Genomic DNA, 22,774 nt, shown 5'->3' with positions numbered 1-22,774 from the left:
CTATGGTTTTAGCCGGTAGTCGTTCAGTTTGGACTTACTAGGATCTTTGCCTGGCTCTTATCTTCAGCAAGTAGATCGAGGCCGTCTTTAACAATGTCATCCAGTTTAATCCTTTTAGTGATGACCTGCTTTACATCCAGCTTCCCGCTAGAAATCAGATTAATCACTTCAGAAAAACTATTAGGATAGGCAGCACTCCATTGCATACTTGCTTCTTTTCCAAACATAATATTGGAATCAAAAGTGATCTCGTTTCCAAACACTGCCACCACTGTTATTGTACCAGCACGTTTTAGGCTCTGAATGGCACTTACAAATGTAGGCTGAGCCCCAGCAGCTTCATATGCAACATCCACGCCTTTTCCTGTAATCTGCATAATTTTATCAACAGCATCTTCATGTGTAGGATTGATCGTATAAGTGGCCCCCATTTCTTTTGCTTTATCCAATCGCTCTTGAGAAACATCAATGACAAACGTTTCCGAAGCACCAGCTGCTTCAGCGGACAGTAGTGTGAGTAGACCAATGGGCCCAGCACCAAAAATTGCTGCACTTTGACCAACTTTTAAGCCACTTCTTTTAACAGCATGGTGGGCAACTGACATTGGTTCAATGAGAGCTCCTTCTTCAAGGGTTACATTCTGTGGCAATTTATATATATGGTAGGCATCTGTGACAACATATTCAGCAAATCCCCCATCATCGTTGACCCCTAAAGAACCAGTATTCGAGATTTCACATATATGATAATTCCCTTTTTTACACATTTCACAGGTTCCACAGTAAAGTAAAGGTTCTATAGCTACGTTATCACCCACCGCTACATTGAACACATTTTTGCCAATTTCTGTTACCGTTCCGGCAAATTCATGGCCTAACACTACTGGTGGTTTTCGACCACTCAACGGATGTTCTTCATCGGAGAGGATGGCACCATGATGGTAGATATGAAGGTCACTTCCGCATATCCCTGCCCATTCAACTTTGACCTTTACCTTACCATCTGTAACTTCAGGCACATCAATATCTTGAACTTTTAGTTCTTTTTCCCCGTAGATGACAGCTGCTTTCATAGATTATTACTCCTTTCTATACTATGTCTCTATTGTAGCACTCTTTATAATGGACTGTTAGTGAATTGATTTGTGCTCATTTTCATATTCTGTTACATGGATAAAATTCATTCGTATTGCTAGTAATTATTGCTATAATAGTATTAATAGGATGAAATTATTACTATTGGAAAGCACCCAAAATGTAAAGGGGTAAATATTAGTAATAACTTTGAACGATTATCCATGCTTCATTAACGGAATTTGAATCAATTTGCTGTGGCATTGTTAATCCTCATTCATGGCGTTGCGGTTCAGGCGCATTGGAACGTGCGCTGGGGGGTGCGAGTGAGCGTGGTGTGTGCGGAGAATATTGAGGATCGGCTGGTGTGGAAGCCGTTGTGTTTGCATTCTGGGTCGAATATGACGGAGGAGGGGTTGGGGAGAGATATTGAAGCTATAGAGGGCTTATTGTCGAAGTGAAGACCCTCGGTTGGTTAAAGTGGCTACTCTATCTATCAGAGAATGGGTATCTATAAGAAGCTATGTGATGAGCCTTGCTCAGCATTGCATACTCTAAAGAATAAATATTATTTTTTGCAGGACTTTAGACATTTTTGTCGAATAGTGCTAAGTAATTAAAGTAACCACTGGTATCAAAGACAGAAGTTGTTTCATGCGTCGGAAACACCGCATTATTATAAACTTGTACTCCCTAATTTACAAGGGAATCATAGATGTGACGGAATCTCTAATTGGAAGCTCGGTCAACTGTTGAGAGCTTATAGCGAATCGATAGTCCTCCTCTTTTTCTTGTATAGATATCCGTGCTTAGCTGTTGCCATAAGGGGGTATATTATATATGAAACAAGCTGATTTAATAGATTTCTTACGCACTTATCAGAAAGAATTGAACGAGCTAGTTAATAAATTTAAAGATGGAAAAGAATGGATTGATAAAAGTCATAGGAGAAAATTAAATTGGAAAAAGCTTTACCATTACATTTTTACCGTTAGAGTCGTCTTTGGAGTTATCGCATTTATAGCCACACCTTTTATTGCAATCGGTTTCGGAACCATATTTGGTGATAAAACTGTTTATGTTAATCTAAGGGAAGCATTGTTAGACTTGCCTCTACCAGTGTTGGCAGTTAGTATGATTGTACCTTTAGTAATTATCATATGGGGATTGTACAGGTTCTCTAGCCATGTTGTTGGTTTAGAATTGAGTAACATTGAAAACGCTGACTTTACTAAGGAGATGTACGAAAAATATAATCCTTTGGAATATAAAGTACTTACAGCCTTGAGTAACGAGAAAGACTTCGTGTATGATGCTACTGTGAAAGTTAAAGAGTGTGTTTTAAGGAATAGCGATGAATCAATTGAAAGAGAACGACAAATTCACAGGGATACTGAAAAGCGGTTAGAAAAAAGTAAAGAGATTGATTCAGATTTAGAAGAAGCTCTAGAAGATAAAACGACTCTCTTCGCTGAAATTGATTTTCTGCATCGCCTATTGAATTTAATTCATCGGAATGTTATACATTTCATAGAAAACGGGTATTCAGCAAGTAGTGCAGAATTAAATGCTAAGTTTAGCTTTTATAAATTAGAACATGACAGCACAAATACATTCAAATATAGACTACGTCATGGGGTGTCTAAGTCAGAAATCGCTGCTGATATCATTCAATTTGAAGGAGAAAATTTAGGTCGTCTAAGACAGGGAGAATTTTTAATACAGTCTGAAGAAAATACCGTTCTCTGGTTAATGACATTGGATGATAGATCTGATTGGGTAGTCAAACTACATGAAAAAGGGCATGTTGATGACTTGTTGAATGATAATGATGAAGGTATAATTGCAGTAGAAGGTTATAGAAAGTTACTTCTCGTGCTCTTTGATTTAATAGGCTCCGATAAAATTTGATGGAGGGGTTCTCATGACCAAAAAGAAAGCTGTTTATACTGATAAATCTGTAAGTTCAAGAAACGTAAAAACATATGCCCAGCTAAAGCAAGATCGCAAAGTTAAAAACGAAAAAAAGATTCAGGATCATAATAGAAAAAGAGAAAAAATTTACAGATAAAGAGCAAAGATTCCCCTTTTAATGGGGTTTATCGTTGCTCTTGTTTATGTGTTTTCCTGCTTCTTTCAAGTTGTATGCGTGTTGCTTTTGTTTCTCCTTTTGCTTTTCAAGCTTCTTTTTCCGTCTTTTATTGAAATCATCATATTTCAATCAAGCCCACTCACCTTTTTTCATCATCTTCGGTTTTAGAACTCGTTTATATACATGAAAATCGGAATTTTTAATGATTTGAAGAATAAGTGGCCTTTCACCGTTTCGACGGAAACGTTGTACTTGGCCGCGATCATGCGCGGCGTGCGCGATGACCCAACGTTGTTCACGGTCGGATAATATTTTCATGTAAGGAGCTAAGGTGTCTACGTCTGACATCCAGGATTCACGGTAGTTCCTTCCCAGGAACGGCACCATCCTTTTACATATAGATTCGTAGGTATTATAAATATAGCAGGATATGAGCAAAAATAAGTAAAAATATTCAGAAAGGTAAAGATATAAGGATTAAGTGATTGAATAGGGTAGCGTGGGAGCTGGGTCCGTTGTTATAGACTATATTCTTGATGAAACGTTCGCTTGGTGGAAGTCGTAAAACCGGAGAAGTCGTTTACATCATGGAGGATGCCAATATGTTGTCTAAACAACAATCATGTATTTTTTTAGCATATCCGTACTTTAACGTCGGGACGACGGCAATTCATTTGGCGTTGTGGCAGCTTGGTGTAGGTGAGGGGGATACTGATGCAGCGGAATCTCTGCGTAGCGAGTAAAACATATAATTATTAGAACAAATGTTTGCTTCTTAATCCTTGGTATGATATGATAATGTTATAAAAACAAACTAATGTTCCCTTTAAATGAAGGAGAGAAAATTATGGCAGAAGGCATTTCATATCATAATAAAGATGTGCTGTTTAAGTTTTTGGGTGAACTTTACAAAGATGCAACGTTGGATGCTTTTGGCATTGAAGGATTGCCTAAAATCAGAAATTTATTACCGACGGCCATGCCGAAAGTTCGAGCTGATGAAAGACGTTCGGATACACAATTTCTTTTGGATGATGACTCTGTCCTAATGTTGGAGTATGAGAGCAACAATCGTATCGACGAAAACCATATCAAATATCTCGACTACGCCCAGCGAATTTTAGATCGAGAATATCAAGAGGAAAAAGTGGTCAGAGCCATTCGTCTTGTAGTCATATATACGAGCGATGTGGCCAGCGTAGGGGAGCGCCTGAACGCCGGGGATGTAGGGATTCAGTCAAGAGCTGTTCTGCTTAGTGAGCATAACGGAGACGTGATCTTGGAGAAGATAAGAAAATAAAAAGAGGTGAAGAATTAACCCGTGAGGAACTCGCGAAATTGAGCATGCTTCCTTTAATGCACAGCACGAAGTCTCGCGAAGAAATGACACGGGAATCCGTCAGTTTGGCAAAGAATATACCGGACGAACGGGAACAAGTTCAAGTTATTGCGGGTATACTGACAGCAACTGATACAGTGAAACTTCCATCAGAGGTGGTTTTCCTCTGATGGTTAGTTGAACCAATCGGGGTGTTAGTCGCCCGTTATCTCCCGCTTACGGGGTTGAAGCGGGAGTTTTACGGGCGCTTACCACCGGGATAAGTTTGTGGACGATGAGTTTTCTACCAAAATAAGGGAGTGGTTAAGCATGACGAAGGTAGGAAGGATTATTGAGAAGGAAATTGAGCAAGCTGTTGATGAAAACACGAGAAAATTAGGAAAAGCGATGCTGAGGAAAAAAATAAGCCCTGAAGAAGTTGCTGAAGAAACTGGGTTAGACCTTGAGGAAGTTGAAAAATTACAGGAAGAAAAATGAAGGAGCTGATTTTCAGCTCTTTTTTTAACCATTCAGTATCTACAGAAATTTAAGCAGGATTTTGGCGTTTTTTGTCGAAGTTAAGCATTGGGCGCGTGTCGATTTCCGAAATACTGTTGATGAATGAAGAAGCGTGGGAGCTCGGTCCGTTGTTATTGATCGTATTCTTGATGAAGGGTTAGCTTGGCGTACCCGCAAAACTGGTGAATTAACTTAAATAGAATAGGGATTTCCATTATAATCTAAACAACAACAATGCATTTTTTTATCTTCAACAATTTCGGATCGTGCGCGGGGGCTGAGCATGCACGGCGTGCTCGATGACCCAGCGTTGTTCGCGGTCGGATAGCATGTTCAAGTAAGGGGCTAAGGTGTCTAAATCTGGCATCCAGGATTCTGTCTCTATGCGCACTTGAGCAGGCTCCGGATCATCGTAACTAAAAGCATGCCGATCGTAATAATTGGCATCCTTCTTCAGCATCGTCAACATTTCTCCACTGACACGAACGAAAGCATAAGGGGGGAAAGGTCCCTTTTCACCATCGTGATGTTGGTACGCAAGCCAAAGCCCTACATATCCTGCCTGCACAAAGTCCTCATGATTGCTGTGAATATGGAGTCGTTTAAGCATCCCATAGACTAACGGTGTGTACTGCTGATAAATTTCCTCGAATGAATATTGGTGACGGTCCGATGAAGAACTGTAAAATAGAGAAGATCTAAACAACAATAATGCATTCTTTTAGTGCATCCGTACTTAGCTCCGAGACAGCGGTGATTCATTTGGCATTGCGACAGTTTGATGTAGGTGTGCGGATGTTATTTTTGTTCCTCGCTTACGTTTGTGGCCAGTGCCAATCCAATAAAGTATCAATTGCGTGCGGCCAGTGTTCATTGACTTCGAACACGCGACGTGGAATATGTTGCACTGGACATTGGAATGGGCGCTGGGGTAGGCAAGTGATAGGGATGAGCTGCCTAAAAGCTGTCATTATTGTGGATTTATACGACCAAAGCATGGATATGCTGCTGGACATTTGCCGGCGTATGGTGTGCCGGTGATCGAACATACGAGGATATAGAGGCTTGCAATGTGCGGCCTGATTTAGCCCGAGCATCCCGATTGATAAGAGCACCAGAAGGTTGTGGGTTGGCTAGCAGTATAGGGGAAATTGAAATATATATAATAGAACAAATGTTTGTATTTTTGATCCATGATGTGATATGATAATGCTATGAACATCAAACTAAACTGAAGAATTGTTCAACTTATCATGTTTCCGATTACAAAACACGAACATATGTGTTATAATGTAGAAAAATCGGAGGCTTGCCTATGTGTAACGAGCCTAATTTGGATCATAAAATGTACCATTTAAAAGAGCATCTGAGCCCATTAATAGAAACCTCGAAAAGTAATTATCGTGTTGTGAAAAACAAGCGAGGAATGGAACGCATGTGGTTGCCACTTTTGGTTTATTATCCTTTAAAACAACTTTTGAATTTGGTGATTTTGGGAAAATCGAGAATTAAAGTTACGCCAGTTATCAACACCATCACCATTTTACTAGCTTTTTTAGCAGCTGTACCGGCACTTTCATCTGTACTTCCAATACAAGATTACATCACAGATACTATGACTTATTGGGTGGTTATTCTATTGGGGTGGTACCTCTTGACCGTGGGTTACACATTGGTTCAAATGACAAATTGGAAAAATGACTATTTTTTTCACATTGATGCCTACAGAAGAATTCGGAGCAATGAGTACAATATTATCGAACCCTTCTTAGATGACGAATCATCCCTTTCTTCAACCATTGATTATATGATGAGAAACAGTGGGGATAAAGCTGTAAAAGCAATTTATCAAGAAGTTACAAAAAGAACCGATGAGTTACAAGATGAAAAAGATAGGTATGTAAAGCTACTTGAAGGCAATGAATCAAATGTCGTCATGTTAAGTGATTTCGTTAAAAACCTTTCTGAAAATTTTAGCCTTATTGAGGTGAAAAAGCTGGATTTTGAGCACTTATATCTTTTGAATTTTCACTACACTGTATTCCGTATTGATAAGAACGGTGAAGAATTACATTTGCTGTATCAATATTATCCCAGAGGAGATATACCGAATAGAGTCTATGTTACCGATGAAAATAGTATAGCAAGGCAACAATTCAACAGCATTCATTCTGGCGGGATTTATGAAAGCGAAATAGGGATTTCATATTGTGTTTTTATTCACGCTTCAAATGAACGTTGGATAGTAACCTTCTACAAGGGCTCAAAGGAGAAGGATGGTGAGTTGAATATCTTAAGGCAAGGAGATACAATAGAAGGACAAGCTTTGCTCTCGGAGCTGAACTTTCATCAAGTCATTGAGGCTCACTGTAACTTAATTAAGATGAACAGAAAATATAGTCTATAAGAATAGCGAAAGGGTGTGTTCCTATGACAACAACCCGGAAAAATAGTATTCGCAATCGAAGAGAAAAATCAGAAACACAAAAAATGATTGAACGACGTCAAGAAGAAAGGAAATACGAACTGGAACAAAGCAAGAAGAAAACAGAAGCGTTTAAAAAACGAATCAAAGAGTTAGCAGGACAATAGTACGAACAAAAAGCCTCAAATATAACGAGGCTTTTTTATCTCATTAAAAAGAAACTTATTCTTCCATGAGTTTCTTTCTGAGATTTGCTTGGAGCTTTGCTGTTTTTGCCCTGGATTTTTCAATTTCTTCCCTTCGCTTTTTCTGTTTTTCTTTTAACTTTTTCCTATTCTGCTCAAAACGCCTCTCTCTTTCCTTCATAGATACACCCCATACCATATGCAATCTTTTACATAAGGCTATCTGATTTACTTCCATTGTGTCCGAAAAAACGGAGAACTATAACAATTAGGGAAATGTCGGAGGCGGAGGGTGGAAGGGTGATTGACCGAGTGGGGAAAAGGATTAATCCCATTCATAAAATAGACAGAGAAGAGGATCTGACGCACGCAGAGCTCATGAAACTGACCCCTCCCCTTAAATGCACAGCATGAAGTCCGGTGAAGAAAACGTGCTGAATTCTGTAGAATTGGCAAAACAAATCGAACATGAACGACAGCAAATACAAGTTATTGTAGGCATCCTCACAAACTAAGGCTTTCGCCATTAAGGGGCGATAGGCTAAGTTTTCTAATAGTTTAACGAATCATAAGGTGCCAAAAGTTTTTTGGCGCGGCGCCGTCCTTTCATTCATATGAACTATATATGCGAATTTTTATGGAGATAAATAAAATCTATCAGTCATGCTCATTATATTTTGGTACAATAGCATTAGACTGGATACGTGTTGATATCTGGAATGGTTGTGGAGGAATGAAGCGGTGGGTGTCGATGTTATATTCAATATTTCTGATGGTACGTTAGCCCAGGCGTTCCCGCGAACGATGAAGAATGATAAATAGAGATAGGATGTTATTATGTCAGAACAACAAGACCGTATTTTTTTATCTGCGCCTCATATGAGCGGAAACGAACAAAAATACATACAAGAAGCGTTCGACTTGAACTGGATCGCGCCGCTGGGAAACAACGTGCAGGCATTTGAGAAAGCGTTGGCGGAATACAATGGTGTTGCCGGCGCGTCTGTCCTTAGCTCCGGAACGGCGGCGATTCATTTGGCATTGCGGCAGCTTGGCGTTGGGGCGGGGGATGTTGTTTTTTGTTCTTCGCTTACGTTTGTGGCCACAGCCAATCCGATTATGTATCAAGGTGCGCGGCCAGTGTTCATTGATTCCGAGCCTGCGACGTGGAATATGTCTCCTGGGGCGTTGGAACGGGCGCTCGGGGATGCGAGTGATCGTGGTGTGCTGCCAAAAGCTGTTATTGTTGTGAATTTGTATGGGCAGAGTGCGCGGATGGATACGTTGATGGACATCTGCCGAGGGTATGGTGTGCCGGTCATTGAGGATGCTGCGGAATCGTTGGGGAGTGAGTATCGAGGGCAGAAAAGCGGGACCTTCGGCGATTTTGGCGTGTATTCGTTTAATGGGAATAAAATCATTACAACCTCAGGCGGGGGTGCGCTCGTGTCGAATGATGTGGAAGTGTTGGATCGGTCGCGGTTTTTGGCTACGCAAGCGCGGGAGCCGGCGCTTCATTATGAGCACAGCGAGGTTGGTTTTAATTATCGAATGAGCAATATCGTTGCCGGTGTTGGGCGTGGGCAGTTGGAAGTCCTCGATCAGCGAGTGGAACAACGTCGGGGTGTTTTTCAGCGTTATTATGATGCGTTGGGGGGTCTCCGTGGCGTTGCGTTTATGCCGGAGTTAGAAGGTACGACGTCTAATCGCTGGCTGACAGCGTTGACGATAGATCCCGGGGAAGCAGGGGTCACGCACTTGGATATTATCGAAGCGTTGGGTGAAGAAAATATTGAAGCGCGGCCTGTGTGGAAGCCGATGCATTTGCAGCCATTGTTTGAAGGTGCGGAGTATTATCCGCATGAGGAAGGATGGAGTGTGTCGGAGGAGTTGTTCCGGTATGGGCTGTGTTTGCCTTCTGGGTCGAATATGACGGAGGAGGAGATGGAAAGGGTGATAGGTGTGTTGAGACGCTTAATTACCTAGCCATAACAGAAATAGAGGATTGTAATAAAACTATTTTTTACGTTTGCTCATAGTATAATAGAGTTAACAATAGAACGAGATTCTCAGGGGTAGCGTTCACCTCTCAACCTTCGTGTCTGCGGCCGTTCGTTGTTCACGGACAGAAGGGGGGTGATCCTCCATTTCTGTGTATGAAGCCTTGATGCTTTGCGTAGCTGTGTCTACGCTCGTCTACTTTATAGCATCGAATTCCAACAGAAAGAAAAAGTAGCTACCCCGTGAGAATGCCACCTCTGGGTAACTACTTCATGCAACATGCGTGAACGCTTATCCCTGAAGGATGCGTTCTATTGGGAGGCCGTTGGTGTACCAGCACCACGGTCTTTTTAAAAATATGCCTTTACTATCTGTAGTATACAACAATTTTTCATCTAATTGCAAACTGTTACCGCTAAATCAAGAACGCCTGAACGTTGATGTTGGGTGGATGACCGCATTGGATCGGGCGCGGTTTTTGGCGACCCAGGAGGGGGAGCCGGCGCTGCACTATTAGCAAAGCGAGGTCGGCTATAATGATCGGATGAGTAATATTGTTGCCAGCGTGGGCAGTTGGACTGCTTGATGAGCGAGTGGCGCAGCGCAGGGCTGCTTTTGCGCGGTATTATGAGACTTCGGGGAAGTTGGAAGGCAGCAAGTCGGAATAGGGGGCTGACGGCGTTGACGGTGGATCCTGAGAAGATGGGCGTGAGTTATTTGGATATTATCTGGAGTATGCATATTAATTTTAGTTGATCTAATAATGTTGTTATGTCATTCTCGCGATGAATTTGATTCAACCTTGATATTTTTTCTACAGAATTGGGCTGATTCTTTCCTAAGTCTATGATTAGTGATTCCATCAGAGTGAGAGCAGGAATAATACTGTATCTGTTCTTACTTTGAACGGCTATCAAGTAAGCATCACTATCCTCTATGATTGGACTTGATTCTAGATCAGTAATAACAACTATATTAATGTTCATTTGCTTTCTACAATACTTCACGAAATCAATGGTCTGTTTTGCATAGGGGGATAAGGCAATGATCATCAAAACATCCCCTTCTTTAAATTTCAAGGATTCATCATAAATGAAATCTGAATTTAAACTTAATTGATTCAAATTATCCAGTATACCTCCTAGCATCATTTCAAAATATAAAGCCAGTGATTTGGAAGTCCTCATTCCTAGAAAATGTACCTTTTCAGCTTCAAGAAGCACATTTAAAAACGTTTCATATTCTTTACTATCAACCTCCCTCAATACGGATTCTATATCTTCGATACTGCTCTTTCCTACTTTTCCAAGAGAATGATCAACTTCATCCATATCTTCCGAAGACTTTTTCAAGTGCCACCACGTATTCTTTTTATTATTAAAAACATATTTGATTATATCATTTTTAAACTGTGGGTATTTTTTATAGCCTATCTTCTCTATTCTCTCCGAAAATTCCCTTTGACACATATAAAACCCCAAATTTAATAACCGATATGAAAGCATAGATTAATGTCACGATGAACTCCAAACTATTGCAACAAAAAAGTGATATATTTCGCAAAAGGTATCATGCTTATATGAGATATTTTGACATAACATATACCGAAAGATTCAAAAATAAAATAGAAATCTCGTATATTAATTGCTTAAATGACAATATTTGATAATATAGTAATAGTTTACTGTTATACGTATATTTCATTTGAAAGGTGTGAAAAAGTAGTATTTTTGTTAGATGAAGAACTTCTTTAAAATAATGAAATTCTGAGAGGAGCATATTTTAATGAAATGTCATGCTTGTAGTTACGAGTTAAGCGCGGATGATAATTTTTGTGAAAATTGTGGGCAGAAGGTACACCAACATGCTGAAGCGATTGAAACAGCCCGTGCAGAAAGTGCCAGTACAATAGAAGAAAAAGATCAAGGGTCAGGGAACGTGGATGTTGATAAAGTTAAGGAAGAATTGTCCAGTTACTGGACCTTCTGCCTGAATGCACTAAAATCTCCTTTTCATACTGCAAGTACCGTTGATGGCTCTAAACATCTAATGATTTACGGTATTATTACGATTGTACTAGCTGCAATCGCGATGCCGCTTATTTTTTCTTCCATTGTATCGACGCTGGCACCTTGGGGCGTTGATATGCCCGTTGCTTCACCAATATTTTACATACTAATCTATTTCGCTTTAACGATTGGAGTGATATTTGTCGTTGCCAAGCTTGGCAAATCGTCCGTATCGATGCAACAGACGATCGCATCGTTTGGCTCCATGATGGTCATTCCGCTCGTTATTTTAATCCTATCTTTCATAATGGCCCTGATGAATGTTCTTTCTTTAAGTTTTATTTTTCTGGGGATGGCTATGACTGCTGTTAATCTTGCTATTGTATATACCGTGCATTTGTTTCTAAAAGATTCTACAGGTGGGCTAGATACATTTTATGGAGCCCTGATTGCAATTGCTGTATTAGCGATCATTTTGTATGTGTTTGGGGAAAGCATCGCGACTTCATTTGTAAATGATTTGGATCCTACGGATATGATGTGAAATTGACATGAGGAGAATGTTAAATGAAATTTTGTAAAAGCTGTGGTCATCCATTGAAGGATGAAGCGAAGGTTTGCTCGCAGTGCGGGGAGCAGGTTCAAAAATCTACTCGACAAATGAATGAACAACCACAACGCAAAAAACCGTCCGTATCTTTAAGTAAAAAACAGAAATTGACGTTGCTTGTCTCGGCAGGGGTGTTTGTCGTTGCGTTTATCACTTATCAAATAACTACAAATATTTTTGATCAACATAGGGCTGTTGATCAGTTTGAGGAAGCTTTAATCGAGGGGAATACGGAACAACTTGCTGCAACGATTACGAGCGGTGATCCCGGAATGGAAATAGAACAGGATGACCTGCAGGGATTGGTGCAGTACATGGAGGGAAACGCTTCTTTTCTCAATGAGGAGATGACCTCGCTGCGTCAACAAGCCGAGCTTATGGATGATGAAACGGAAGAGGTCGTAGCGAATCCTGTGGATCATTCTCTGTTCCAACTGAAACCGGAAGGTAAAAACTGGTTTATTTTTGATGCTTACTCATTTGAGGTTCCATCTTTTTATGTAAATATAACCACAAATGAAGCAGATACGGTCATATATTTGGACGAAGAAGAAATTGCTATCGCGGACGAAGAGGATTTTTCACGGGAAGTCGGCCCTTTTGCCCCTGGCCAATATACGCTAACAGCAGAGCTGGATCATGATTATGTCACACTGGAACGGGAAGAGGAATTGGATTTGATCGCCCCTCCTCAAGATTCTATACAAGTAGATCTTACTTTGAATGGAGAATATATATACCTTGATTCGAATGAACCGGAAGCCGAGGTATATGTGAATGGCGATGCGCTGGATAGGACGGTGGAACAGCTGGACTCGGAACTTGGTCCTGTCGTTACAGATGGTTCTATGACGGTTCACGCTGAACATGAGTATCCTTGGGGAACCGTCAGCAGTGAGGAAGAGGAAATCACCGGTACCAACATGTTTTTAGAGATTCCAGCCGCTACAGACGAACTGATGGATCAAGTCATGGACACGGTGAATGAATACGTGCCGGAAAATGATGGTGACATATGGAACGGCGAACTGGAAAGCATTGTTTATGATCTCGATACATTTTCTGTGGAAAACATTGAAGGCCAATATACTGCAACGTTTGAAGCCGTGGTCCACTATGATGATGACGAGGAGAGTTTTTCGGGGGGAGAAAATCATCAGAAATTTTCCGTTGTTTATGACACGGAGGATGAAGACTGGTTAATGGATGATTATTATTCCACCCCTGCTCCTTTTAATTATGCGCCAACAAATACAGAAGAATTTACCGGTACATCCGAATCCGGAGAGGATGGGGAAGACTCATCGGAAACGACTATCAACGACAGTGAGTTGGAAGAATTTATCTACGAAGTGAATGAAGCATCTGCAGAATCGATTAATAGTCAGGAGTTCTCGCTCGTAGAAGATTTGATGACATCGGATGGGCCGCGCGCTCCGGAACATGAAGATTATATTGATTACTTGGCAGAGGAAAATATTACACAAACCCATGTAGAAACGTCGCTTGAATCGGTAGAGACCGTTTCGGAAGAGGAATGGGAAGTAACAACGATTGAAGTTTACGACATACACAGAGACGACGGAACAGAAACAACAGAATTCAGAACGATTTCGACGGTGAAGCTCGTTGACGGTGACCTTAAAGTGGACGCGTTGCAGTCGACTGATGAAATTTGATTGGAGCGATGATGGCAAACATGGGTATTTGATGCCCACGAAGGGGCAGATTTGGTACCGATTCATGGATAAAAAAAGGAAACGTCGTATCACCATGAGTGGTACGGCGCTTTTTAAGTATCGCTTTACAAGGTGTTGTTTAAAAAATATCATTTCTAGGAATGAAATATTCGGTTCTTTTATACAAACGTATAGGTTAAATTTCTTGATTATAATGGTAATTATGAAACGTAAAGACGATTCATTTACCAGAGGCAATTCGAATGGATGATATAGATTTGAAAAAAAATCAGTGGTTTTTGCTTATTTCGGTAATAGTGGAAATATTGTAATATATAAATAACATACTAGATTCTGACATTCATGAAAACGCATGCATCCTGCCGGTGAGGACGGAGAAACGTACAGTCAATCAGATGCCTACGGGTTTTATTTTGAAACCCGGGAAGTGACGATTGAGGAAGAGGAAACGAGCGAAGCCAACTTTATATTAGAGGAGATGCCGAGTGGTGAGATCGAAGGAACGGTTGTCAATGAGCGCGACGTGAACCGATTGAAGATGCTTCGATCCGGGTGATGGAAGATCCGCAAGTGGATGAAGCCACTACAGGCGAAAGCGGTGAATTTTTCATTGAAGACGTATTGGAAGGGGCGAGTACACTTTGATGGTATCAACGCCGGATTATCATAGCACAGAGGTAACAGAGGTTGAAGTCGAAGGGGACGAAGTTACCGAACTCACCATTGGGCTTAGTCCTAGATATAAAGACGAAATCGTTTACAACACAGGTGAAGCAGAAAATGCCGTTGCGTTGAATGAAGTCGGGGACGGAATGGCTGTCCATTTGACCTTGACGATTACCGATGAGCACGGAGGTACAGACACGGTGTCCCAACGTGTGCATGTACGACCGGCCGCGGCAACACCAGGTCCATCGGAATTAGGGCTGTTAGGCCCTTAAGCATTTATAATGAAATGCCACCCTCCTTCATTGGAAAGGGTGGCATTTTGTTTGCAAAAAAGTAAAGCAGTTATTGACGAAACATGCGGGCATAGAGGAAGAATGCTGGATAAATGTGAAAAAGAACCTGGGCATGTGTTAGAATGAGCGAGAGCGATACTGGTTTTTTTTTCGTGTTGCATTTGATTTTATCAGGAACGATTCAGGGGAGTTTGTTGCATGGAGCAATGGTACAAAATTGACAATGCGGGAAAAATTTTTCACGCGGTATCTGATCCCGCGAACTCTTCTGTATTTAGAGTTGCGATGATCATGAAATCCCCGGTGGAAGTAGACAAGCTTCAACGTGCGTTGGATAATGTGATGAAGCGGCTGCCGATGTTCGCGGTTAAGCTCGGGAAGGGAATTTTCTGGGACTTTCTCGTAGAGAATGACAAAAAGCTGTTCGTGCAAAAAGAACATCGTTTTCCTTGTGCACCGATTGATCCGATTGAAACGAATGGTTTTTTATTCCGGGTGCTCTATTACGAAAAACGAATCGCAGTCGAGTTCTTTCATTCGGTCACCGATGGCACCGGGGCACTTGAGTTTCTCAAAGCCCTTGTTTATCATTATTTGCTCGAGCAACATAATCAGATTGAAAATGATGGTTCGGTTCTTGATATTGAGGATCAGCCAAACACTTATGAATTAGATGACAGCTATTTTAATTATAAATCCGATCATAAGGTTAAAAAACCTCGCGAAGGGCACGCCTTTCAAATCAAAGGGACTCCGATAGAAGAAACGATTGTTGTTCATGGCGTAATGAAATCAAGCGATATTCGGACCGCCGCGAAAGCCCATGGCGTAACGATTACCGCTTACATTACTGCAGTATTGATTGTTGCTATTTATTATGAAAAATTGCTCTATCGTTCACGAAAAGAAGAAATCAAAATTGCAATCCCTGTTAATTTAAGGAAAATGTTTCCGTCAAAGTCCCTGCGCAATTTTTTCGCAGTCGTGAATGTAGGAATCCATGTCGGGGAGTATACCACGCTCGAGGGCATCTTGGAAGAAATCTCGAAACAGCTGCAAAGAAAGGCAGAGAAAGAAGCTTTGCAACTCGGGTTAAATCATCATGTAAAGCTACAGACCATGCTGGCTGCTCGTTTTGTGCCAAATTTTATCAAGTACTACGCCCTCCGCTATGGGTATAAAAGTTATGGGGAACGAACGAAAACGATGACACTCACCAATTTAGGCAATGTGCAATTGCCGGAAAAGATGATGCCTCACATTGAACATATGGAAATGGTTATGTACCCAACGAAAAAAAGTCCGGTAAACGGTGGCATTTGTTCCATCAATGATCAATTTGTCATTACGTTCGCGAGGACGATCGAGGAAGCCGATATTATTCGCACCTTCTTTCAGGAGCTTACAAAAACATCAGGGATTGATATTGAAGTGTATTCCAATGATGGAGGGTGATTCCATATGCATCGATGTCGGAATTGCAGCGTGTGGACCGCCCAACAGCATTGTCCACTATGTAAACGTCAACTAACGGAAGAAAAAGCCTCATTGGATACGTATCCGCCCTATCACTTGGATTCAAAGCTTCGAAATCTGAAACAGCGAGTATTCTTGTTTATCGCGATTTTCATCATTAGTTCAAGTCTGTTGATTAATTTGCTCACCACACCGAACGAGCTTTGGGTATTTTATATCGTAGGGCCTGTTTTATATGCTCTGTTATGCATCAATCATACAATTCTTTCAAAAGCACATGCCGGATCAAAAATCATCTTTCAAGTGCTCGCTCTTTCGGCGATGCTCATCGTGATCGACGTTACAGCTGGGGCTACACGTTGGTCCGTCCATTATGTTATCCCTTTCCTCGTGATCGTCGCGACATTGATCGTTACGATCATCATATTGCGAAAACCGATGAAATGGAGAGAATACCTCGGATATATGATGACGATGATCGTCCTTGGTTTTATGCCTGTTCTCTTGTTTTTAAGTACCTTATCTTACGTCTTATGGCCAAGCGCAATAACCGCGCTGTATGCACTATTAACATTCATCGGTATGGTATTGTTTGCCAATAAAACGATGAAAAACGAAATCGTACGCCGGTTTCATTTTTAGGAAGAACGAGTGGTGCTCGGTCTTCTTATTTTTTACTGGCGGTTTTTCATGGTCGCGACATGATGGATACTATTGAAACAGTAAACGCGGATAATATCACCGCTTGGTGAGGGGGAGTGTGTCGGATGATTTTTTTGGGTACGGATTCCATTTGCTTTCCGGATCAAATATGACGGGGAGGAACGTTGTATCGTTTAGAATTTCTTGAGCAGGTTAACCTTGAAAGGGGATAAAGTCTTTCTATATAAAAGTGGGAGAGGAATTGTTGCAATAGGAATCGGTACAAGCACGCTTCATAAAGCCGATTATGAAGGGCACGAGGATGAAGAATACCAGACGAATCCTTCGTTCCCCTTTAAGTGCCGCAGAAATAAAAGAAGGTACTGACTCGAATATTGTATTTAATCAGACAATGTTATCTGTTGGTCAAGAAAGAGGAGAACAATTATGGCAACAACATATGAAAGAGAAGCGTTTGTAGGATCAATGAAGCAGGGTTTACCCAATACCCAACTTGTGCCCGTGGACATAAAAGAAATGGAATAATGAAAAACATTAAACAAATGTGATAGGGCTCTTACGCATGTGAATGGAGATAACAGGGAGGATTCGTAAAATGCTCAAACTAAATACATTTTCAATCACGGCAAGATGCGAGAAAACCGGGCAGTTTGGTGTGGCAGTATCTACAAACCTTCCTGCGGTCGGAAGTATGTGCCCCTTTGTTAAAGCTGAGGTTGGCGCGATTGCAACACAGTCATTCGTAAATCCATACATAGGCATTAACGGCTTGAAATATTTAGAAGTAGGCATGTCCGCTCAAGAAGTATTAGACCATATCAAAAAGGAAGATCCTGAACCGGAACTCAGGCAATTTAGTATCGTCGATAACACCGGGCAGGCGGTGGCTTTTTCAGGCGAAAGATGCGACGGTTGGTATGGACATCGCGTAGGCAATACCTACGCAGTTGCCGGTAATATGCTCGTTGGCGAAGATACCATTTTGGAAATGGAAGCATCTTTTCATAAAACGGTCGATTTATCATTAGCGGAACGATTAATGAAGGCATTGGGAGCAGGCCAGGCAGCAGGAGGCGATAAACGTGGAAGGCAATCGGCTGCTTTAAAAGTTGTTTCTACGGAAGACTATCCATTAGTCGATTTGAGGGTGGATGAGCACAGTGATCCTGTCAATGAATTGGCCCGAGTTTATGAAGTTGCTCAAACAGATCTATTCCCATTCATCGAATCGCTGCCAACGATAGAAAATCCAAAAGGGCATTTTGCTTTTGGGTCGTTGGATATCACACAAGAGGATAAGGAATAGCGCGGCTTAATCCCCTCTATAGAAGGAGTCTAGGCTAAAAAATTGATCGAACACCAAGATTATGGTACATTAAATAAACCATTCGCATCAATAAGGTTTGAATTGAAAGGGAGGGTCATAAATGAGTCATGTACCATTGATTGTTAATACAGAGTGGTTAGCAGGTCGATTAGATGATCCGAAATTGCGGTTATTAGATGCAACGACATTTTTAAAGCCGCCTGAGGATGGCGGGTATTATGATGTCTGGTCCGGACGTGACGTGTATGAAGAGGGGCATATTCCAGGTGCCGTTTACGCTGACTTGCTCCATGATCTCTCTGCCCCGGACTCAGCATTCGCTTTCACCGTTCCTTCAAGAGAAAGGTTTACCGAAAAAATGGGTGAACTGGGTGTCGGGGACGATGATACGTATGTTGTGGTGTATGACCAGGGAAACGCGATCGTTGGCGCGCCGGTGATTGCATCTGATTGGGCTTCGCGGCTTGCTTGGCAGTTACGCTATGAAGGGTATGACAATGTTGCTGTTCTTGATGGAGGGTTCGTGAAGTGGAAGGAAGAAGAGCGTCCTGTTACAACGGAACCCGGCGCTTATCCTAAAGCGATCTTCAAAGGGGAGCGCCGTCCTGAATTATTGGCAACGAAAGAGGATGTCAAAAGTGCTTTAGAGGATGAAAATGTCATTCTTGTCAATAGCCTTTCAGAGGCGGACTTTAACGGCGAAACAGACACTTACGCGCGCAGCGGACACATCCCGGGCAGTGTCAATGTCTTCTTCGGCAATCTTTCCAACCCTGAAAGCAAAGAACTTTACAATGAGGAGCAATTACGGGATACATTTGAGAAAGTCGGCGCCCTTGACGAAAATAAAAAAGTGATCACGTATTGTGGAAGCGGCATTGCCGCGACTTGGAATGCTCTCATTTTAAACAAGTTGGGGCAGCATAACGTCTCCATGTATGATGGCTCGATGACCGAGTGGACCGCAGATTCGTCACTGCCATTGGATACAAAAAAAGATAAATAAAACGTTAGCAGGACGCCGGGGAAAACCAGCGCTTGATTTCAGCTCGGTTGTCACATGATAGCGAATAAGCAATAAAATGAAAGGCGATGACCGGTATGGCGTTTATTACTAAAAAAGAGTTTTTTTATAAATGGGAAGAAAAGTAAGGGATACATCTGGCTTCTAAAAATGAAAGCGATCGTGTAATACTGATAATGAATTACTCGCTCTTTCCCGCGTTAAAGGTTGACAGATGTAAAGGAAAAACGTAATATTATTAATGTTATTTAGTAAGAAATGTAATAACTTATCAAGAGAGACTGAGGGACTAGGCCCGATGACGTCCGGCAACCTCCTATGATGGGGAAGGTGCCAATTCCTGCAGAATGAGTTCATTCTGAAAGATAAGTCTATGAAAGTAATTTCGAAGACTTCTTTCAAATGAAAGAAGTCTTTTCTTTTGATCGGAGGAAGTTCAGTGATTGAGGTTGAGGGTCTGACGAAAGTGTACAAAACGAAAAAGGGGACGGTTACTGGGGCGAAAGATGTTTCGCTCAAGGTCAATCAAGGAGAAATCTTTGGGGTTGTCGGCTATTCCGGAGCTGGGAAAAGTTCCCTCATTCGCTGCATTAACCTGCTTGAGCGACCGACGAGTGGGATGGTGACCGTCGATGGAACTGAGATGACGTTGTTATCCGGCGAGGCACTTAGAAAACAAAGGTTGAAGATAGGCATGATCTTTCAACATTTTTACTTAATTAATCAGAAAACGGTGTTTGAAAATATTGCATTTGCACTTCGGGCAGCAGGTGTTGAATCTAAGGATATGAAAACACGTGTTGAAGAACTACTGCAACGTGTAGAGCTATTAGATAAGCGCGATGCCTATCCTTCCCAATTAAGCGGAGGTCAGAAGCAACGCGTTGGGATTGCGCGGGCGTTGGCGAACAACCCGACAGTGCTTCTATGTGATGAGGCTACGTCGGCGCTGGACCCGACCACGACGAAGTCAATTTTGACCCTCCTTAAAAATTTGAACAAGGAACTTGGTTTGACGATCATGCTCATTACCCACGAGATGAATGTCGTCAAAGACATTTGTCATCGGATGGCGATTATGCAGGATGGTGAGGTTGTTGAGCAAGGCCGTGTGTATGACCTCTTTGCTGAACCTAAAGAAAAGCTCACTCAAGAGTTCATAAACAATGTCGTTTCGTTTGAGCTTCCGGAAGCCACTTTGGCACAGCGTTCAGGGACGATCGTTAAGGTGATTTTCAAAGGGGAGATTGCCGGGGAAGGCATTATCGCCGATATGCTTCAGGCGCATAACGTAAAAGGTAATTTTTTACATGGTGCAATTGAATATATCGAATCAAAGCCGCTGGGCATTTTCATCATGGAGCTGACCGGAAAGATCGGCGATATTCATGAGGCTATCCGGTATATTGAGAAGCGCAAAGCTAAGGTGGAGGTGATCCGTGATGGATTTGCAGCACCTCATTGATCTCTTGCCTGAGATGGCGGAGGCGTTTGTGGAGACGCTTCAGATGATCAGCATATCCACCGCGGTTGCCATCCTCATCGGCCTTCCGCTCGGCGTGCTCTTGTTCGTGACCGATCGAGGTTTATTTTGGCAAAACCTCGTTGTCCAGTCGATCCTCGGATTTATCGTGAACGTCGTTCGCTCGATTCCGTACATTATCTTGCTCGTGCTGTTGTTCCCGGTCACAGGCTTTTTAGTGGGTACGACAACCGGACCGGTGGCCGCAAGTGTATCGCTATCCGTGGCAGCCATTCCGTTTTTTGCCCGAATTGTTGAGACTTCGATGCGCGAGATTGATAAAGGCATGATTGAAGCTGCGATCGCGACCGGTGCTACGCCATGGATGATTATGAAAGATGTGCTTTTTCCGGAAGCACGTGCCTCAATTATTCATGGACTTACGCTTACGGTCATAACTTTAATCGCCTATTCCGCGATGGCCGGTGTCGTTGGGGGAGGCGGCATTGGGGATCTGGCGGTCCGATATGGTCACTACCGCTATGACACGACCATCATGATAGCCACTGTCGTGTTGCTCATCGTGCTTGTCCAAGTGCTGCAGCAGCTTGGCGATTTCATTGCAAAACGCGTAGATAAAAGATAAGAGGGAGAGATCCAGGTGAATAAAAAAATCACTAAGTTAACCGTTTTAGCCAGCAGTTTGGTCGTACTATCTGCATGTGGAGGGGAAGACGTAGAAGGAGAAGATTCGCAAGCAATTACAATCGGTGCTACGGCCGGTCCTTATAGCGACATGGTCAGTGTTGCCATCCAACCAGGATTGGAAGAAAAAGGATATGATGTGGAAATACAGGAATTCTCCGATTATGTGTACCCGAACCAGGCGCTTGCGGAGGAAGAAATTGAAGCGAATTTGTTCCAACACAGTATATATCTTGAAGATTTTAGCGAGGAAAATGACCTTGACTTGACTGGACTCATTACGGTGCCAACAGCCCCTATGGGAATTTACTCCGAAGATTATGATGACATTGATAATATCGAAGAAGGTGCGGAGATGGCGATTCCCAATGACCCGACCAATGCCGCACGCGCCTTTTTGATGCTCGAAGACGCAGGGTTGATCGAATTTGAAGATGGCATTGATGAATTAACCGTATCCACAAATGACATTTCGAGCAATCCGCTTGAACTCGACTTTGTTGAACTTGAAGCTGCTCAGCTGCCACGACAAGTCGGCAGTTCAGAACTCACTGCAGTTCCGGGGAACTTCGCACTCGGTGCCGAAATGGATCTGCTTACCGCATTAGAACTTGAAGACATGCCTGATCAGTACCGCAACGTCGTTGCCGTTCGCACTGAAGACGAAGGCAGCCAACTCGCGAATGACATCGTTGAAATTATCGAATCCGAAGAATTCGAAGCAGTGATTGATGAAGATTTCGAAGGGTTTGGAAAACCGGAATGGATGGAATAGTGTTTGAGAGCAGGGGCCTTCGGATTGAGCCCGGAAACCGGCAAATGTAGCCTTGTCGGTTCTGGGTTTATTTTTATTACGGCGCATGAGGGGTGTTGTAACGGCCTTATAAAATATTGAATTTGGCTGATATCGCTTGGGGTCATTCGGGAGAAGTTCTGAAGAAAAAAATGTTTCTTGATGAACACTAAAAAGTATGAGCCGCAGCGGTGAATCGGTCGGTTTATGCTTTTTTATGGAGGGAATACCGTGAGTATTGCATTCAGTTTGTAAAAAATTTCGACGCAGTTGCAATAGTAGTCAGAGAAAAGGGCGGGCGCTGCTCGTTCTTCGGCAAATCATGGGATATTTTAATAAAAGAATTGCAACAACTCAAACACCATGGTAATATATATTAAATATTTTTAATAATACTAAAATTAAGCTGATAATAGGAGGTGTATTTTT

23 protein-coding genes and 1 riboswitch are annotated in these 22,774 nt (G+C 42.1%); of the genes, 19 read left to right on the top strand and 4 right to left on the bottom strand.

The window, feature by feature from the left end; genetic code table 11:
* Nucleotides 1-23 precede the first annotated feature (23 nt).
* Nucleotides 24-1,073 (bottom strand): 2,3-butanediol dehydrogenase, encoded by a 1,050-nt coding sequence (locus tag DT065_RS03990; protein WP_114371091.1) that lies wholly within the window; start codon nucleotides 1,071-1,073, stop codon nucleotides 24-26.
* 841 nt (nucleotides 1,074-1,914) lie between these two features.
* Here DT065_RS03990 and DT065_RS03985 point away from each other — a divergent pair.
* The 5 genes from DT065_RS03985 (at nucleotide 1,915) to DT065_RS18740 (ending at nucleotide 4,982) form a co-directional block, all read left to right on the top strand.
* Nucleotides 1,915-2,985 (top strand): hypothetical protein, encoded by a 1,071-nt coding sequence (locus DT065_RS03985; protein WP_114371089.1) that lies wholly within the window; start codon nucleotides 1,915-1,917, stop codon nucleotides 2,983-2,985.
* Nucleotides 2,986-2,998: 13 nt separating this feature from the next.
* The gene (locus DT065_RS18745; RefSeq protein WP_160112389.1) at nucleotides 2,999-3,145 is read left to right on the top strand and encodes a hypothetical protein; all 147 of its coding nucleotides are present in this window, start codon (nucleotides 2,999-3,001) and stop codon (nucleotides 3,143-3,145) included.
* Between the two features lie 204 nt (nucleotides 3,146-3,349).
* Nucleotides 3,350-3,475, top strand: a complete 126-nt coding sequence (locus DT065_RS19565) for a hypothetical protein (RefSeq protein ID WP_257791145.1) — start codon at nucleotides 3,350-3,352, stop codon at nucleotides 3,473-3,475.
* Nucleotides 3,476-4,013: 538 nt separating this feature from the next.
* Nucleotides 4,014-4,466: a hypothetical protein gene (locus tag DT065_RS03970; protein WP_114371083.1), complete on the top strand. Its 453-nt coding sequence runs from the start codon at nucleotides 4,014-4,016 to the stop codon at nucleotides 4,464-4,466.
* Nucleotides 4,467-4,772: 306 nt separating this feature from the next.
* On the top strand, nucleotides 4,773-4,982 hold the full coding sequence (locus tag DT065_RS18740; protein WP_160112388.1) for a hypothetical protein: 210 nt from the start codon (nucleotides 4,773-4,775) through the stop codon (nucleotides 4,980-4,982).
* A 271-nt stretch (nucleotides 4,983-5,253) separates the two neighbouring features.
* Here DT065_RS18740 and DT065_RS03965 read toward each other — a convergent pair whose 3' ends face one another.
* The gene (locus DT065_RS03965; RefSeq protein WP_160112387.1) at nucleotides 5,254-5,709 is read right to left on the bottom strand and encodes a sigma factor; all 456 of its coding nucleotides are present in this window, start codon (nucleotides 5,707-5,709) and stop codon (nucleotides 5,254-5,256) included.
* 609 nt (nucleotides 5,710-6,318) lie between these two features.
* Between DT065_RS03965 and DT065_RS03960 the strand changes: the two genes are divergently transcribed.
* Together DT065_RS03960 and DT065_RS18735 are read left to right on the top strand one after the other, a co-directional pair.
* Entirely contained in the window at nucleotides 6,319-7,410 is a 1,092-nt protein-coding gene (locus tag DT065_RS03960) for a hypothetical protein (RefSeq protein ID WP_114371079.1), read from the top strand.
* Nucleotides 7,411-7,433: 23 nt separating this feature from the next.
* A complete protein-coding gene (locus DT065_RS18735) occupies nucleotides 7,434-7,595 on the top strand; it encodes a hypothetical protein (protein WP_160112386.1) in 162 nt (53 codons plus the stop codon).
* 55 nt (nucleotides 7,596-7,650) lie between these two features.
* On the opposite strand, the gene DT065_RS18730 is transcribed toward DT065_RS18735, so the two are convergent.
* The gene (locus tag DT065_RS18730) at nucleotides 7,651-7,794 is read right to left on the bottom strand and encodes a hypothetical protein (RefSeq protein ID WP_160112385.1); all 144 of its coding nucleotides are present in this window, start codon (nucleotides 7,792-7,794) and stop codon (nucleotides 7,651-7,653) included.
* Between the two features lie 656 nt (nucleotides 7,795-8,450).
* Here DT065_RS18730 and DT065_RS03955 point away from each other — a divergent pair.
* Nucleotides 8,451-9,599, top strand: a complete 1,149-nt coding sequence (locus DT065_RS03955; RefSeq protein ID WP_114371077.1) for a DegT/DnrJ/EryC1/StrS family aminotransferase — start codon at nucleotides 8,451-8,453, stop codon at nucleotides 9,597-9,599.
* Between the two features lie 728 nt (nucleotides 9,600-10,327).
* Here the strand turns inward: DT065_RS03955 and DT065_RS03945 are convergent.
* Entirely contained in the window at nucleotides 10,328-11,083 is a 756-nt protein-coding gene (locus tag DT065_RS03945; RefSeq protein WP_160112384.1) for a MurR/RpiR family transcriptional regulator, read from the bottom strand.
* 316 nt (nucleotides 11,084-11,399) lie between these two features.
* Here DT065_RS03945 and DT065_RS03940 point away from each other — a divergent pair, with 316 nt between their 5' ends.
* From DT065_RS03940 to DT065_RS03885, 11 genes are all read left to right on the top strand, one after another.
* Nucleotides 11,400-12,167 carry a zinc ribbon domain-containing protein gene (locus DT065_RS03940; protein ID WP_114371071.1) on the top strand — a complete coding sequence of 256 codons (768 nt, stop codon included), beginning with the start codon at nucleotides 11,400-11,402 and terminating at the stop codon, nucleotides 12,165-12,167.
* 23 nt (nucleotides 12,168-12,190) lie between these two features.
* A complete protein-coding gene (locus DT065_RS03935; RefSeq protein ID WP_114371069.1) occupies nucleotides 12,191-13,912 on the top strand; it encodes a zinc ribbon domain-containing protein in 1,722 nt (573 codons plus the stop codon).
* 373 nt (nucleotides 13,913-14,285) lie between these two features.
* Nucleotides 14,286-14,489, top strand: coding sequence for a hypothetical protein (locus tag DT065_RS03925; RefSeq protein ID WP_114371065.1), 204 nt, complete (start codon nucleotides 14,286-14,288; stop codon nucleotides 14,487-14,489).
* Nucleotides 14,490-14,574: 85 nt separating this feature from the next.
* Nucleotides 14,575-14,874 (top strand): hypothetical protein, encoded by a 300-nt coding sequence (locus tag DT065_RS03920; protein WP_114371063.1) that lies wholly within the window; start codon nucleotides 14,575-14,577, stop codon nucleotides 14,872-14,874.
* A gap of 219 nt (nucleotides 14,875-15,093) precedes the next feature.
* Nucleotides 15,094-16,350 carry a condensation domain-containing protein gene (locus tag DT065_RS03915; RefSeq protein WP_114371061.1) on the top strand — a complete coding sequence of 419 codons (1,257 nt, stop codon included), beginning with the start codon at nucleotides 15,094-15,096 and terminating at the stop codon, nucleotides 16,348-16,350.
* A gap of 6 nt (nucleotides 16,351-16,356) precedes the next feature.
* Complete coding sequence (locus DT065_RS03910; RefSeq protein WP_193550801.1) at nucleotides 16,357-17,013, top strand: DUF6320 domain-containing protein; 657 nt, start codon at nucleotides 16,357-16,359, stop codon at nucleotides 17,011-17,013.
* Between the two features lie 616 nt (nucleotides 17,014-17,629).
* Nucleotides 17,630-18,340, top strand: coding sequence for a DUF1028 domain-containing protein (locus DT065_RS03905; protein WP_114371059.1), 711 nt, complete (start codon nucleotides 17,630-17,632; stop codon nucleotides 18,338-18,340).
* Between the two features lie 121 nt (nucleotides 18,341-18,461).
* Nucleotides 18,462-19,367 (top strand): sulfurtransferase, encoded by a 906-nt coding sequence (locus DT065_RS03900; protein ID WP_114371057.1) that lies wholly within the window; start codon nucleotides 18,462-18,464, stop codon nucleotides 19,365-19,367.
* Nucleotides 19,368-19,650: 283 nt separating this feature from the next.
* Nucleotides 19,651-19,757: riboswitch (SAM riboswitch) on the top strand.
* 67 nt (nucleotides 19,758-19,824) lie between these two features.
* Nucleotides 19,825-20,850 carry a methionine ABC transporter ATP-binding protein gene (locus DT065_RS03895; RefSeq protein WP_114371055.1) on the top strand — a complete coding sequence of 342 codons (1,026 nt, stop codon included), beginning with the start codon at nucleotides 19,825-19,827 and terminating at the stop codon, nucleotides 20,848-20,850.
* Nucleotides 20,828-21,493 carry a methionine ABC transporter permease gene (locus DT065_RS03890; RefSeq protein WP_114371053.1) on the top strand — a complete coding sequence of 222 codons (666 nt, stop codon included), beginning with the start codon at nucleotides 20,828-20,830 and terminating at the stop codon, nucleotides 21,491-21,493. Before DT065_RS03895 ends, DT065_RS03890 begins: the two co-directional genes overlap by 23 nt.
* A 15-nt stretch (nucleotides 21,494-21,508) precedes the next feature.
* On the top strand, nucleotides 21,509-22,327 hold the full coding sequence (locus DT065_RS03885; RefSeq protein WP_227002719.1) for a MetQ/NlpA family ABC transporter substrate-binding protein: 819 nt from the start codon (nucleotides 21,509-21,511) through the stop codon (nucleotides 22,325-22,327).
* The last annotated feature ends 447 nt before the right edge of the window (nucleotides 22,328-22,774 follow it).

Source organism: Salicibibacter kimchii (assembly GCF_003336365.1).
Lineage (GTDB): Bacteria > Bacillota > Bacilli > Bacillales > Marinococcaceae > Salicibibacter > Salicibibacter kimchii.
This window is presented reverse-complemented; position numbering and strand designations above follow the sequence as displayed.

Excerpts from the sequence above, each read along its gene's own strand:
- DT065_RS18735 (WP_160112386.1), top strand. The coding sequence starts at position 7,434 with ATGACAACAACCCGGAAAAATAGTATTCGCAATCGAAGAGAAAAATCA.
- DT065_RS03970 (WP_114371083.1), top strand. The coding sequence starts at position 4,014 with ATGGCAGAAGGCATTTCATATCATAATAAAGATGTGCTGTTTAAGTTT.
- DT065_RS19565 (WP_257791145.1), top strand. The coding sequence starts at position 3,350 with ATGAAAATCGGAATTTTTAATGATTTGAAGAATAAGTGGCCTTTCACC.
- DT065_RS03910 (WP_193550801.1), top strand. The coding sequence starts at position 16,357 with ATGCATCGATGTCGGAATTGCAGCGTGTGGACCGCCCAACAGCATTGT.
- DT065_RS03955 (WP_114371077.1), top strand. The coding sequence starts at position 8,451 with ATGTCAGAACAACAAGACCGTATTTTTTTATCTGCGCCTCATATGAGC.
- DT065_RS03960 (WP_114371079.1), top strand. The coding sequence starts at position 6,319 with ATGTGTAACGAGCCTAATTTGGATCATAAAATGTACCATTTAAAAGAG.
- DT065_RS03990 (WP_114371091.1), bottom strand. The coding sequence starts at position 1,073 with ATGAAAGCAGCTGTCATCTACGGGGAAAAAGAACTAAAAGTTCAAGAT.
- DT065_RS18745 (WP_160112389.1), top strand. The coding sequence starts at position 2,999 with ATGACCAAAAAGAAAGCTGTTTATACTGATAAATCTGTAAGTTCAAGA.
- DT065_RS03940 (WP_114371071.1), top strand. The coding sequence starts at position 11,400 with ATGAAATGTCATGCTTGTAGTTACGAGTTAAGCGCGGATGATAATTTT.
- DT065_RS03945 (WP_160112384.1), bottom strand. The coding sequence starts at position 11,083 with ATGTGTCAAAGGGAATTTTCGGAGAGAATAGAGAAGATAGGCTATAAA.
- DT065_RS03935 (WP_114371069.1), top strand. The coding sequence starts at position 12,191 with ATGAAATTTTGTAAAAGCTGTGGTCATCCATTGAAGGATGAAGCGAAG.
- DT065_RS03890 (WP_114371053.1), top strand. The coding sequence starts at position 20,828 with ATGGATTTGCAGCACCTCATTGATCTCTTGCCTGAGATGGCGGAGGCG.
- DT065_RS03985 (WP_114371089.1), top strand. The coding sequence starts at position 1,915 with ATGAAACAAGCTGATTTAATAGATTTCTTACGCACTTATCAGAAAGAA.
- DT065_RS03900 (WP_114371057.1), top strand. The coding sequence starts at position 18,462 with ATGAGTCATGTACCATTGATTGTTAATACAGAGTGGTTAGCAGGTCGA.
- DT065_RS03905 (WP_114371059.1), top strand. The coding sequence starts at position 17,630 with ATGCTCAAACTAAATACATTTTCAATCACGGCAAGATGCGAGAAAACC.
- DT065_RS03915 (WP_114371061.1), top strand. The coding sequence starts at position 15,094 with ATGGAGCAATGGTACAAAATTGACAATGCGGGAAAAATTTTTCACGCG.
- DT065_RS18730 (WP_160112385.1), bottom strand. The coding sequence starts at position 7,794 with ATGAAGGAAAGAGAGAGGCGTTTTGAGCAGAATAGGAAAAAGTTAAAA.
- DT065_RS03925 (WP_114371065.1), top strand. The coding sequence starts at position 14,286 with ATGCATCCTGCCGGTGAGGACGGAGAAACGTACAGTCAATCAGATGCC.